Origin of the sequence: Ureibacillus suwonensis (assembly GCF_042655065.1) — a bacterium.
Taxonomy (GTDB): Bacteria; Bacillota; Bacilli; order Bacillales_A; family Planococcaceae; genus Ureibacillus; species Ureibacillus suwonensis.
The window spans coordinates 256,881-269,824 of record NZ_JBHSNQ010000048.1; the positions used below are offsets into that span (position 1 = coordinate 256,881).

A 12,944-nucleotide genomic window follows, 5' to 3' on the forward strand; every position below is an offset into this window, starting at 1 on the left:
TAAAGAAATTCCTGTTGCAAAATGTATAACAGATTGAATAATATTGCAACTTTTTTTCAATATATTACCTAAAAAAACAAATTTAATTCATCCAAAATTTGTTGCCCGCTCCATACCGGAATGGCCCCTTCCCTCAACAATTGATTCGTCCCTTCCGAAAGTTTCGAATCAATGGGGCCTGGAACGACAAAGACATCTTTCCCATGTTCCAACGCATGATCCGTTGTAATTAATGTTCCGCTTTTTCTTGCGGCTTCTGTCACTACAATGGCTTCGCTAATACCACTTATAATACGATTTCTTAAAGGAAAATGCCACTTTTTGGGGCCCACATAGGGAGGAAATTCGGTGAGCAATAAATGGTTTTTGGCCATTTCCAACGCCAATTTTTCATTTTGTTTCGGATATATGTGAAATAAACCGTTTCCCAAAATGCCGATTGTTTTTCCGCCATAACGAATGGCCGCTTCATGGGCCATTGCATCAGCTCCCTTTGCCAATCCACTGACTATAATGAAACCCTTTTCAACCAATGGCGGAACAATCGCCTCCAGCGCCTTTAGTGTATAGTTTGTCGCCATTCTTGAACCGATAATGGCAATTTTCCGTTTTTTTAATAAAGTAATGTCCCCTTTCCCATACAGAACGGCAGGGGAATCGACCAACGCAAACAAAGATTGGGGATAATTCGGGTCTGTATATGGAATAACATGTATTCCTTCATGATTATATGCAGCGGGCAAATTATTTTTTAATAATCTCTTATAATTCGTGATGATTTTATTGGCATTTTCTGTTGAAATATGGAGAATGGTTTCCAAAGTTGCAGGCGATACATCATGCAGGGTGTCAAGGGAGGAAATTTCATTTAATAATCTGTTTAACTTGTTTAACGTGAGCGGGTAAACATAGTGGAGGGCCAGCAGCTCGTTTAATGAAAATGAGCCCATGATACCACTCCTTTATTATATTATGTCAAGCGTGACCGCACTCTTTTTTCATGGAATGGAAATGAAAAAGTGTAACGCAATCCCGCGCTACACTTTTTAGTTTAATGGGTTTTACATTTTTCGTATAGCCCATTTTCTTTTAAAACTTTAATCAATGTTTCACCGATAACGGAAGGCGTCGGTGCAACTTCAATTCCCGCATCATTCATCGCCTTGATTTTTTCTTTCGCAGTGCCTTTGCCTCCGGATATGATTGCGCCGGCATGTCCCATCCGTTTCCCTGGAGGTGCTGTTTGTCCGGCGATAAATCCGACAACCGGTTTCTTCATATTTTCTTTGATCCAAGCGGCTGCTTCTTCTTCCGCCGTACCGCCGATTTCACCAATCATCACAACGGCATATGTTTCAGGATCTTCGTTAAACTCTTTTAACACATCCAGGAAGTTTGTCCCGTTTACCGGGTCACCACCGATTCCGACAGCTGTTGTCTGCCCGATTCCCGCTTCCGTCAATTGAAGTACCGCTTCATATGTCAATGTACCGGAGCGGGACACAAGTCCTACATGCCCTTTTTTCAAAATATATCCAGGCATAATGCCGATTTTACATTCTTCGGCAGTTACAAGTCCCGGACAGTTTGGCCCAAGAAGGCGGGTTTTCTTCCCTTCCATGTAACGCTTGACTTTGACCATGTCCAAAACCGGAATATGTTCCGTGATACAACATGTAAATTCCAATTCCGCTTCCACCGCTTCCATGATTGCATCAGCGGCAAATGGAGCAGGTACAAAAATAACAGAAGCATTAGCACCTGTCGCAGCTTTTGCTTCAGCCACCGTATTGAAGACAGGAACCCCTTCGATCACCTGACCGCCTTTTCCAGGTGTTACACCAGCAACGATTTTCGTACCATACTCGAGCATTTGTTTCGTATGGAATAAAGCAGTGTCACCAGTAATTCCTTGAACAATGACTTTTGTATCTTTATTTACGTAAATCGCCATTTTCTCCCCAGCCTTTCTACCTTACAAGTTCTATAATTTTTTGTGCGCCTTCAGCCAATGAGTTCGTTCCCACAATATTCAAACCGGATTGATTCAATATCTCTTTGCCCAATGCGGCATTTGTACCTTCCAAACGTACCACAAGCGGCACATTCAATCCTACTACCTTCGCTGCGGCAACAACCCCTTCGGCAATAACATCACATTTCATAATGCCACCGAAAATATTCACGAAAATTCCTTTTACATTCGGATCAGAAAGGATGATTTTGAATGCTTCCGTCACTTTTTCGGTGTTTGCACCGCCACCAACGTCCAAGAAGTTGGCTGGAGAGCCTCCATAATAGCTGATCGTATCCATTGTGGCCATCGCAAGACCTGCACCATTTACGAGGCAGCCGATATTTCCATCAAGAGAAACATAGTTCAAATCATATTTGGATGCCTGGATTTCTTTTGGATCTTCTTCATCAAAATCACGAAGTTCGACTATTTCAGGATGGCGATAAAGTGCATTGGCATCAAAATTGAATTTCGCATCCAGCGCCATAATTTTATCATCTTCCGTCAACACGAGCGGATTGATTTCAAGGATGGAAGCATCCTTTTCGACAAAAGCTGTATATAAACCAATCATAAGTTTGGCAGCTTGGTTTATTAATTTTGTAGGGATTTCCATATTAATTGCCAATCTTCTCGCCTGGAACGGCAATAAACCTGTCAGCGGATCAATCACTTCTCTGAAGATTTTTTCAGGTGTTTTTTCCGCCACCTCTTCAATGTCCATTCCGCCTTCAGCTGAACCCATCACAGTGATTCGGGAAGTGGAACGGTCCAATATGAAACTCAAATAATATTCTTTCTTGATTTCGGAGCCTTCTTCAATATAAAGGCGCTTTACTTCCTTACCTTCAGGGCCTGTTTGTTTTGTGACCAATTTTTTCCCTAACAATTCTTTTGCATAAGCGCGCACCTCATCCAGATTTTTGGCCACTTTTACTCCACCGGCTTTCCCTCTTCCACCGGCATGGATTTGCGCTTTCACAACGACAATATTTGAATCGAGTTCTTTGGCCACTTTCACTGCCTCTTCCGGAGAAAAAGCAACTCTGCCATTTGGAACTGCAACTCCATAGTTTCTAAGTATTTCCTTCCCCTGATACTCATGGATATTCATTTGCCATCCTCCAATTCAACAATATCGGAAAATTTTCTGACTATTATTATTTTAATCAAATGCCAGCGCAATGTCTATGTTCTTATTTTTTGTCGATTTTTGCTAGAATTCGACTTATTTTTTCTACTTTGCGCATATAACACCCTTTTACTTTTACAATATTGCTATAATCTTGTCAACCATTTGAATGAAATTTTCTATCCAACTGATAAATAAAAGCGAATACTTCCGCTACGGCTTCATATAAATCCGGAGGGATGGATTCGTTTAATTCCAGCTGTCCCAATAATTCCACCAGATTTGGATCTTCATAGACAGGAACGTTATGTTCTTCCGCTTTTTGAAGAATATTTTCCGCAATTTTCCCTTTTCCTTTAGCAACAACTTTTGGACTATTTTCTTCAGGATTATATAAAAGAGCGACGGCTTCTTTTCTTTTTTCCTTCATATGCGAATATCCACTCCTTTATGAGAAGCGCCGTTGTCACCTGTTTTCTCCACCTTTTTAGTTACATTTTCCCTCTTGGAGAAAGGTTTGATCATCACACCGGACAAATGATAGTTCTTTTCTTCCAACCCGGCTTTTAACGATTTCTTCAACGGCTCGGCAAGCGGTTCCAATCCTTCATGTTCGTTGTAAACATAAACCGTTACGATACGGTTCTGCACTTGCATGTCAATGACCGTTTCTTTCAACGCTTCCATATTTAGATAAAATAAAATCCGCGCATAATTGGAGTCGATTTTCCCATCTTTCTTCATTCTTCCGTTCCATTGAACCGTCGCATCCACCTGTTTTCCTAAAAATTGCAATGGGATTTGCATAATGATTTGATGCTGATGGCCTGCTTCACCGGATAAAAGTTGCATGCCGTTCAACCGGGCAAGAAGCATTTCTGCCGCATTTTTTAATTCCGCCGGTACGCTTTCATTTCGGATGAAAGATAACACTTGCGGTTTTAAAGATTGTACAATGGATTCGACGTCGCCAGTTTTGTTCAAAGCGGATTCGTAACTCAATCCAAGGTTTTTCAATATCGATTGGATCGCTTGTTGCATTCCTTTACCATTCAATTTTGAAAGCAGCAACTCTTCCGATTCGGCAAACAAGGCATTGGTTGCCGGTTCATTTGAACTTTGAAAAGTTCTTGCCAAATTTTTTAATTCCGCTTCCGGATTCGAAGCAAACTCATGTTTCAAAAGGGACAATAATTGCTCTTTCGGGGAAATTCCATCGCCTTTTGCAAATAGGCCATTCACTGTTTGTTCCGAATAAGCTTCCAACAGCTGTGCATGAAGTTGTTTTCCCAATTGTTCCCCGTTTGTTCCATTGAAAGATTTCAATGTTTGGAGGATGGCATTTTTTTGTTGGGCCGTCAGGTTATGTTCATTTTCAACCCAGCCGGCTATTTGTTGAATCCTTTGGGCAACTGTCTCTTCAGTGCCGGATTGTAATCGCCCTATCATGCTTCCTGCTGTGTCATTTTTGGAAGAAACGGTCAACTGGTTCAACCAATTGCTGAGATTGGCCTCTTTTGTCAAAATATTGGCCTCTATTAATATGTTTAAGGCATTTTGCTTTATGGTTGACTGTGCCGCGCCATCAAGAAGCGTCCGGACGGAGCGGGCAATCACAAGTCCTGCCGTTTCCGTTTCCAAAGGGTTTGCGATGGACCGGATGGCATTCAATAAATTCTCCTTTGCCTGGGGATTCACATTGCTACTACGATCAAGCAATTGGGCAAATTGTTCAAGGTTATTGGTTATGCCGCTTGTTTTTGAACCGAACAATAAAGCTTTAAACGTTTCTTCAGTAAAAGGCAATTTCAATTCCACCAATTTTTGCAGGGCCGATAATGCTTCCTGTTTCGATGCGCCATCCGGCAAACTTTTCAGCCAGCTTTCCGCTTGCATCAACTGTTCCCTTGAAATCGGCAGCTGATTTTTTATGAAATGGGTCAACAATTGCTGCATTTCTTGGCTCTTTGGCAAATTCAATGATTCCATCAACTGTTGTACATTCGCAGATTCCTTCACCATCGGCCCTGAAACCACTTTCAGCTCCGCCTGTGGGTTTATGCCCGTCACTTGAAAAAAATGCGAATCTCCCACCTTCAAAGGCGTTTCCAGCTTGGCTACGAGATGGTGCTCCCCGATTTGGATTTCCGCCGTTTGATTTGGATATAATTGTTTCACGCTGCCATAAAAAACCTGGCCCTGTTTTAACACCAAAGGACCTTTCTGAATGGCCATCTGTTGATTTTGAATCGGTTGAAAGGAAGGAATGGTCATAGCTTCACCTTCTTCTCCAGCATGGATTTTATAGGTTCAAAGGTTTTACGATGATGGATGGTCGGTCCAAATCGTTCAATCGCTTCCAAATGCTGTTTTGTACCGTAACCGGCATTTTGGTCAAATCCATATTGAGGAAATTGTTTATGTAGTTCTTCCATATATAAATCCCGTTCGTGTTTGGCTAAAATGGATGCCGCACCAATCGCAAGGCTTTTGGCATCGCCTTTTATAATTCCTTTTTGCGGGATATCGATCGGAATGGAGACCGCATCGACAATGCAATAATCCGGCCGGATTTTCAAATTCTCAATGCATGTTTTCATCGATTGTTTTGTCGCTTCCAATATATTGATTTCATCAATGACTTCCGCACTTTGAAAATGAATCGAATAATCGATGGCATGCTTTTTGATGATTTCGGCAAATTCCGCCCGTTTCTTTTTGGAAAGTTGTTTCGAATCATTTACCCCAACCAGTTCCGGACAATCATAGGGCAAAATGACAGCGCAAGTCACGACCGGTCCGGCAAGAGGGCCTCTCCCTGCTTCATCCACTCCGGCCAAAAAAGCCCCTTCAAAGGGGAGAAAACTTGCATCGAAGGCTTGTTTTTCCTTATATTGTTGGAACAATTTTTCCTGCTTTTCCATCCGTTTTTTAAATTGCGATAACGCCTTTTGAACGCTTGCCCGCCCGTCATTTTCCAGTTCCTGCATCCAAGGTTCATAACTTGTCGCGTTTTTTAATGCTTCTATAATTTCTTTGATTGTATCCATAGTAAACCATTCTTTCTCCTATTTTTCTTTTATATCGGTTTCATTCAATAGCTTATAAGGCTTGATAGAGTTATTCTACCCCTGTTGTACTTGCCCATCAATTCATTTTATAATGAATATGACATGGGGGAGAAGAAATGAAAAAACTTAACATATTAACTATTTTTCTTTTTCTGTTGGTTGCTTGCAATGAAGAATCCGCCCAAAAAGGAGATTCTGTTCACAAAGAGGGAACCGCCCAACCGGAAAATCATCAACATGCAAGCCACACAGAGCACAATCCGCTGTCCGGAGACTTGCAGCAACGGACTGCTATTGGTGAGTTGCCTTCTTTTTTGGATGGAAAGCATGAAAACGTGGCCGCTGTTTACAAAATCGCTTTAGACTATGCCGATGTGCTAAAGTGGATCCCTTGCTATTGCGGCTGCGGGGAAACTGCAGGCCACAGAAGCAATTTGGATTGTTTTATTGCAGAAATCCGGGATGAAGAAGTTCTGTGGGATGACCACGGAACCCGCTGTCTCGTTTGTATGGAGATTGCCGTAGAATCTGCAAAGTTGGCCAAAGAAGGAAAATCCATTCAAGAAATCCGGAAATCAATTGACGAGAAATATCAGGAAGGCTACTCAGCACCGACACCAACAGATATGCCTGTATAATGAAAAAACCATCTTAAAGTCTCTGAAAGAAACTTTAGGATGGTTTTTTCATTATTGTTCGGCCGCTTCTTTCTCCAATTCTTCCTCAACAAAATCAAAGGTTAATTTTCCTAATTCCAAATTTCGGATATCGCGGACAATCAACTCAGATACCCGGTCATAATCGATCTCGCCGCCGGGGCCCAGCACATTGCGCAATTTCCCGATATGGTCAAAAGTTTTTACGATTTCTTCATCGACTGAATTTATGCCGTAACGTTCCTGCATCCGTTCAGGGTAATGGGCGGATAAAAATTTCAACGCATAGACCGCCAAATCTTCCATGTTGATGATCGTATCTTTGATGGCCCCCGTTAACGCCAATTTTAACCCCACTTCGGGATCTTCAAATTTAGGCCATAATATACCAGGTGTGTCCAACAATTCCAATTCTTTTCCCACTTTCACCCATTGCTGGGCTTTCGTCACCCCCGGCGTATTACCCGTTTTGGCGACGTTTCTTTTGGCTAATCGGTTGATTAAAGTGGATTTTCCCACGTTTGGTATTCCTACGATCATTGCACGAATGGCGCGGGGTTTCATCCCCTTTGCTCTCATGCGGGCCCATTTATCCGCCAAAATCTCCTGGGCCGCTTTTGTTGCCTGATGCAATCCTTTTCCTTGAAAAGAGTTGATGGCAACCGCTTTGAAACCTTTATCCGAAAAATATTCCACCCATTTCTTTGTTTCTGTTTCGTCCGCCATATCGGCTTTATTTAACAAAATTAGTCGAGGTTTTTGATTAATGACTTCATCAATCATCGGATTTCTTGAAGACAGGGGTAGACGGGCGTCAATCAGTTCAAAAACGATGTCGACAAGTTTCAATTTCTCTTGGACTTCCCGTTTCGCCTTCGCCATATGCCCCGGAAACCATTGAATCGTCATTTTGTGATTCCTCCTTTCGTCAAAAAAAGAAAAGGAGTCGAATATCTACTCCTCTTGATTATTTCACAATTTTCATTTCACTTAATGGCCAGAAAACTACGCTTGTTTTACCGATGATTTTGTCTTCGCTGACGACGCCGATATGTCTGCTGTCTTTACTGTAGCGCCGGTTGTCTCCCATCACAAAAACATAACCTTCCGGGATTACATCCATGTTCGGTTCAATATCCTGAAGGGTGAAATCTTGCGTCAATTGTCCTTCAGAAAGCTGGGATTTGTATTCATCCAAATAAGGTTCATCAATCGGTTCGCCATTGATATAAAGCTGATCATCTTTATATTCGATATGCTCCCCAGGCAATCCGATGACTCTTTTGATGTAATCTTTTCCTTCCGGAGCATGGAAAACGACGATATCAAATCTTTTTGGTTCTCCCAACCGGTAACCGATTTTATTGACAATCATCTTGTCCCCATCTTTTAAAGTCGGCATCATGGAATCTCCGTCTACCACGATGGGAGTAAATAAAAAGTAGCGAATAAATACAGCAATGAGAAGAGCGATGATTAACGCCTTCGTCCATTCCCAAATCTCATTTTTTTCCTTTTTGCCTTTTTCCACGAGAGCGTTCCCTCCAAATCTACTATCTACATTTTATTCCATTTTTATACTGAATGACAAGCAAAAGAAAGGAGGCTTTTCGAAACAAAGCCCCCTTTAGTAGAAAAATTATCGAATTTCTTTGATACGTGCTGCTTTACCACGTAAATTGCGTAGATAGTAAAGTTTTGCACGACGTACTTTACCACGGCGAACAACTTCTAATTTTGCGATTTTTGGTGAGTGTAGAGGGAATGTACGTTCAACACCTACACCATAAGAAACTTTGCGCACAGTGAAAGTTTCGCTGATTCCGCCGCCACGGCGTTTGATTACAACGCCTTCGAATGCTTGGATACGTTCGCGGTTACCTTCTTGGATTTTCACATGAACGCGAACTGTATCACCAGGACGGAATTCAGGAAGATCTGTACGAAGTTGTTCTTTTGTAATTTCTGCAATAATATTTGACATCTTTTTTCTCCCCTTATACCGAATGTTCATATAGTCTTCGTCACTACAGCGGAACATCGTAATTTAACGCTTCCCATAGAAGCACAAAATGAATGATATCATAAATTATTTCAATGCGCAACCAAAATTGAATCATGAATAAATCTACTAAAAGGGATGTTTATTCATATTAAAATTTCTTTTAAGATATTCATGTTTTTGCACTATTTCTTTTCAACATTTCGATAAATTCTTTTTGTTTCGGCGTCAATTCCATTTGTTCCAATAAATCGGGTCTCCGCTCAAAAGTCCGTTTGAGCGACTGCTCCATCCGCCATTCTTCAATTTTTTGATGGTTACCGGAAAGCAGCACATCCGGCACCTTCATTCCTCTAAAGTCTTGGGGTCTTGTGTAATGAGGATGTTCCAATAGCCCTGTGGAAAAGGAATCATGAATATGGGAAGCTTCTTGTCCCAGTACACCCGGAATTAAACGGACGACCGCATCAATGACCGCCATTGCCGGTATTTCGCCGCCCGTCAGCACAAAATCCCCGATGGATATTTCATCTGTGACAAGATGCTCCCGAATGCGTTCATCATATCCTTCATAATGTCCGCAAATAAAAACGAGCTCCTCCTCATTTGCCAGCTCTTCCGCTTTCTTCTGAGTAAACCGTTCACCTTGTGGGCACATCAGGATCACCCGGGGTTTTCGGCCTTCGGTAATTGTTTCCACCGCACGAAACACCGGCTCCGGCTTTAATACCATTCCCGCTCCGCCGCCATAAGGATAGTCATCTACCTGTTTATGCTTGTTGTCGCTAAAATCTCGGATATTGGATACTTCAATTTCCACCAGACCTTTTTCTTGGGCCTTTTTTAAGATGGATGAACCAAACACGCCCGGAAACATTTCCGGGAATAAAGTAAGCACATGTATTTTCATGACAATAATCCTTCCATCACATGAATGGTAATTTTTTTATTGTTTACATCAATCTCTTTTACGACATCTTCAATGTATGGAATGTAATGTTTTTTTCCTTTTTGATCTTTCATTTCCCAAACATCATTGGCACCCGTTTCTAAAATATCAGTAATTTCGCCTAGATGTTCGCCTTCTTCCGAATAAACTTGGCAGCCGATGATTTCAAAATAATAATATTCATTTTCTTCCAATTCATCTTCATTTAACTGGTCTTTTGATATTTTTAATAGGCTGTTTTTAAAAGGTTCCACTTGATTGATGTTATCATAACCTTCGAAAGTCAATAAAATAAAGTTTTTATGCCTTCTGGCGTTTTCCACCGTCACCCATATCGGTTCGGAACGATCATCTTTGAAAATGGCGAGTTTCGAACCTTTTTTGAATCGAATCTCTTCAAAATCTGTGGATGAGAGCACCCTTACCTCTCCACGGATGCCATGGGTATTGACGATTCGCCCCACATTTAACCATTCCATTCAACGAAACACCTCTTTATTTTGAAGTTTTATAATCACTGATTTTTTCGTTTCCTTTATAATGGTACACAATCTATTTTGATGTTCCCACCGGAATTTCATTTATAAAAATAATGCCAAAATCTTCACCAATCCATCAATCCCTGGAAAATTTCTTGTTAGAAAGAATCAAAGTGCATGTCGGAACAAATTAACAAGGCCATTCACTCGCCAATACGAATAAAAAGGGGCCGAAACAGCCCCTTTTTGCATTAATCCAATATATCTACGTATGTTTTTTTCTTGTGGTGACCGCTTGCTGAATAAACAATAGTCCGAATCGCTTTCGCAACACGACCGTGTTTTCCTATCACTTTTCCCCGATCTGAAGGATTGACAAAAAGTTTATAAACGATGCGACTGGCGTTTTCATCTTTTTCAACGCGCACGTCTTCCGGATAGTCAACAAGTGGTTTTACGATTGTTTCAATCAGCTTTTGCATGCGGACACCTCCCAATTTGAAAATTAAGCGTTTTTATTGAATTTTAAATTGTGGAATTTTTCCATAATTCCTTGTTGTGAGAATAAGTTGCGAACAGTGTCGGATGGTTTCGCACCATTTGCCAACCATTTAAGAGCTTTCTCTTCATCGATGTTTACAGTTGCTGGCACAGTTAGTGGATTGTAAGTACCAACTGTTTCAATTGAACGTCCATCACGTGGTGAACGGGAATCAGCAACTACGATACGATAGAAAGGAGATTTTTTAGCTCCCATACGTTTTAAACGAATTTTTACTGCCATGTTAATTTTGCACCTCCGAATTAGTTTTACACAAGATAGAATAATAACAGTGTTTCATTTGTTTGTAAAGTGTTTTTTCTTAACAGTTCATTATTTCTTTTATTAAAACTTAAAAAATGAATCGAGGCCAGGAATTTTCATTTTTTTCTTGCCTTTTCCCTGCGCCATGCCCGTCATTTGTTTCATCATTTTCTTCATATCTTCAAATTGTTTCAGCAACCGGTTGACGTCTTGAATGGATGTACCGGAACCTTTGGCGATCCGTTTTTTCCGGCTCGCATTGATGATTTCCGGATGCTCTCTTTCCTGCGGTGTCATGGAATACACAATCGCCTCAAGACGGTCGATTTGCTTTTCATCGATTTGAATATTGTTTAAACCTTTAATTTTATTGAATCCCGGAAGCATTTTGAACAAATCTTCCAATGGTCCCATCTTCCGGACAGCTTTGAGTTGTTCCACAAAATCATCAAAGGTGAAGGTTTGGGTTTTGAATTTTTCCTCCAGCTCTTTCGCTTTCTCCATATCCACATTGGCCTGGGCTTTTTCAATCAATGACAGGACGTCACCCATTCCCAAAATTCTGGATGCCATCCGTTCCGGGTGGAATGGTTCCAAAGCGTCCATTTTTTCGCCCATACCGACGAATTTGATCGGCTTCTCAGTCACGGCACGGATGGAAAGCGCCGCACCACCGCGGGTATCGCCGTCCAATTTTGTCAAAATGACGCCCGTGATTCCGATTGTTTCATTGAAGCTTTGCGCAACATTCACCGCATCTTGACCGGTCATCGCATCAACAACCAAAAATACTTCATCCGGTTCTTTGATTGCGCGGATATTTTTCAATTCTTCCATCAATTCTTCATCGATATGTAATCGACCCGCTGTATCGATAATGACCACGTCAAAATGTTCTTTTTTCGCGTGTTCGATGGCTTCTTCCGCAATCTTTACAGGTGAAACATCCGCCCCAAGGGAAAACACCGGAATGGAAAGCTGTTTCCCTAAGGTTTCCAATTGTTGGATGGCGGCTGGACGATAAACGTCAGCAGCAACAAGAAGCGGTTTCCGATTATATTTTTTTCTTAAAAGATTCGCCAATTTCCCAGTCGTCGTCGTTTTACCTGCACCTTGCAAGCCGACCATCATAATGACCGTTGGAGGCTTTGGATTAAATTTGATTTGACTATGTTCCCCACCCATCAATTCCGTCAATTCATCTTTTACAATCTTGATGACTTGTTGGCCGGGTGTTAAACTTTTCATCACTTCTGAGCCGACTGCCCGCTCGCTAACCCGTTTGACGAAGTCTTTCACCACTTTTAAGTTGACGTCGGCTTCGATCAAAGCGAGACGCACTTCCCGCATCATCTGTTTTACGTCCGCTTCGGTCACTTTTCCTTTGCCTTTGATTTTCTGGATTGTGCTTTGGAGTCGCTCTGATAATCCTTCAAATGCCAAACTTTTCGCCTCCTAATCCGTTTCTTTTAATTGATCGATTAATTGTAATTGTTCTTCCACAGGCGCTTTCTCTTGTATTGCGGCAACCAGCTTTTCAATCGTTTCCTGACGCTTTTGAAACTTTTCGAATAATTTCAGTTTATCTTCATATTCTTCAAGCATTGCCTCCGTGCGGCGGATGTTATCGTATACAGCTTGTCGTGAGACTTTGTAACTTTCTGCAATTTCCCCCAAGGAAAGATCATCCAAATAATAAAGCTCCATGTATGCGCGCTGTTTATCCGTTAACAAGGCTTGATAAAAGTCGAAGAGAAAATTCATCCGCGTCGTTTTTTCAAGTAACATCGAATGTCTCTCCAATCATAGTTTTTCTATTGTATCATATCGATT

16 protein-coding genes are annotated in these 12,944 nt (G+C 41.4%); 1 reads left to right on the forward strand and 15 read right to left on the reverse strand.

Translation table 11 applies throughout. The annotated features are described in order from the left end of the window. Positions 1-68: 68 nt before the first annotated feature. The 6 genes from dprA to ACFPOH_RS05685 all read right to left on the reverse strand — a co-directional run bounded on the left by dprA (position 69) and on the right by ACFPOH_RS05685 (position 6,199). Positions 69-950: a DNA-processing protein DprA gene (gene dprA, locus ACFPOH_RS05660; RefSeq protein ID WP_390309024.1), complete on the reverse strand. Its 882-nt coding sequence runs from the start codon at positions 948-950 to the stop codon at positions 69-71. Between the two features lie 101 nt (positions 951-1,051). Then, on the reverse strand, positions 1,052-1,954 hold the full coding sequence (sucD, locus tag ACFPOH_RS05665) for a succinate--CoA ligase subunit alpha (protein WP_342581149.1): 903 nt from the start codon (positions 1,952-1,954) through the stop codon (positions 1,052-1,054). Between the two features lie 16 nt (positions 1,955-1,970). Beyond that, complete coding sequence (sucC, locus tag ACFPOH_RS05670) at positions 1,971-3,131, reverse strand: ADP-forming succinate--CoA ligase subunit beta (RefSeq protein ID WP_390309025.1); 1,161 nt, start codon at positions 3,129-3,131, stop codon at positions 1,971-1,973. A 175-nt stretch (positions 3,132-3,306) separates the two neighbouring features. After that, positions 3,307-3,579: an EscU/YscU/HrcU family type III secretion system export apparatus switch protein gene (locus ACFPOH_RS05675; protein WP_342469887.1), complete on the reverse strand. Its 273-nt coding sequence runs from the start codon at positions 3,577-3,579 to the stop codon at positions 3,307-3,309. Continuing rightward, entirely contained in the window at positions 3,576-5,423 is a 1,848-nt protein-coding gene (locus tag ACFPOH_RS05680; RefSeq protein WP_390309026.1) for a hypothetical protein, read from the reverse strand. Before ACFPOH_RS05680 ends, ACFPOH_RS05675 begins: the two co-directional genes overlap by 4 nt. After that, positions 5,420-6,199, reverse strand: a complete 780-nt coding sequence (locus ACFPOH_RS05685; RefSeq protein ID WP_342469889.1) for a ribonuclease HII — start codon at positions 6,197-6,199, stop codon at positions 5,420-5,422. Before ACFPOH_RS05685 ends, ACFPOH_RS05680 begins: the two co-directional genes overlap by 4 nt. 137 nt (positions 6,200-6,336) lie before the next feature. Between ACFPOH_RS05685 and ACFPOH_RS05690 the strand changes: the two genes are divergently transcribed. After that, a complete protein-coding gene (locus tag ACFPOH_RS05690) occupies positions 6,337-6,858 on the forward strand; it encodes a PCYCGC motif-containing (lipo)protein (RefSeq protein ID WP_390309028.1) in 522 nt (173 codons plus the stop codon). A 51-nt stretch (positions 6,859-6,909) separates the two neighbouring features. Here the strand turns inward: ACFPOH_RS05690 and ylqF are convergent, their stop codons facing one another. From ylqF to ACFPOH_RS05735, 9 genes are all read right to left on the reverse strand, one after another. Further along, positions 6,910-7,785: a ribosome biogenesis GTPase YlqF gene (gene ylqF / locus ACFPOH_RS05695; protein WP_342469891.1), complete on the reverse strand. Its 876-nt coding sequence runs from the start codon at positions 7,783-7,785 to the stop codon at positions 6,910-6,912. A gap of 58 nt (positions 7,786-7,843) precedes the next feature. Then, positions 7,844-8,407, reverse strand: a complete 564-nt coding sequence (gene lepB, locus ACFPOH_RS05700; RefSeq protein ID WP_342581146.1) for a signal peptidase I — start codon at positions 8,405-8,407, stop codon at positions 7,844-7,846. 108 nt (positions 8,408-8,515) lie between these two features. Next, the gene (gene rplS, locus ACFPOH_RS05705; RefSeq protein WP_342469893.1) at positions 8,516-8,860 is read right to left on the reverse strand and encodes a 50S ribosomal protein L19; all 345 of its coding nucleotides are present in this window, start codon (positions 8,858-8,860) and stop codon (positions 8,516-8,518) included. A 190-nt stretch (positions 8,861-9,050) separates the two neighbouring features. Next, positions 9,051-9,788 carry a tRNA (guanosine(37)-N1)-methyltransferase TrmD gene (gene trmD / locus ACFPOH_RS05710; RefSeq protein WP_342469894.1) on the reverse strand — a complete coding sequence of 246 codons (738 nt, stop codon included), beginning with the start codon at positions 9,786-9,788 and terminating at the stop codon, positions 9,051-9,053. After that, positions 9,785-10,306, reverse strand: a complete 522-nt coding sequence (gene rimM / locus ACFPOH_RS05715) for a ribosome maturation factor RimM (RefSeq protein WP_342469895.1) — start codon at positions 10,304-10,306, stop codon at positions 9,785-9,787. Before rimM ends, trmD begins: the two co-directional genes overlap by 4 nt. Before the next feature lie 251 nt (positions 10,307-10,557). After that, on the reverse strand, positions 10,558-10,788 hold the full coding sequence (locus tag ACFPOH_RS05720) for a KH domain-containing protein (protein WP_342469896.1): 231 nt from the start codon (positions 10,786-10,788) through the stop codon (positions 10,558-10,560). Between the two features lie 23 nt (positions 10,789-10,811). Next, positions 10,812-11,090 carry a 30S ribosomal protein S16 gene (rpsP, locus tag ACFPOH_RS05725; protein WP_342469897.1) on the reverse strand — a complete coding sequence of 93 codons (279 nt, stop codon included), beginning with the start codon at positions 11,088-11,090 and terminating at the stop codon, positions 10,812-10,814. Positions 11,091-11,192: 102 nt separating this feature from the next. After that, entirely contained in the window at positions 11,193-12,554 is a 1,362-nt protein-coding gene (ffh, locus tag ACFPOH_RS05730; RefSeq protein ID WP_342469898.1) for a signal recognition particle protein, read from the reverse strand. Between the two features lie 12 nt (positions 12,555-12,566). Further along, positions 12,567-12,899: a putative DNA-binding protein gene (locus tag ACFPOH_RS05735; RefSeq protein ID WP_342469899.1), complete on the reverse strand. Its 333-nt coding sequence runs from the start codon at positions 12,897-12,899 to the stop codon at positions 12,567-12,569. Positions 12,900-12,944: the final 45 nt, after the last annotated feature.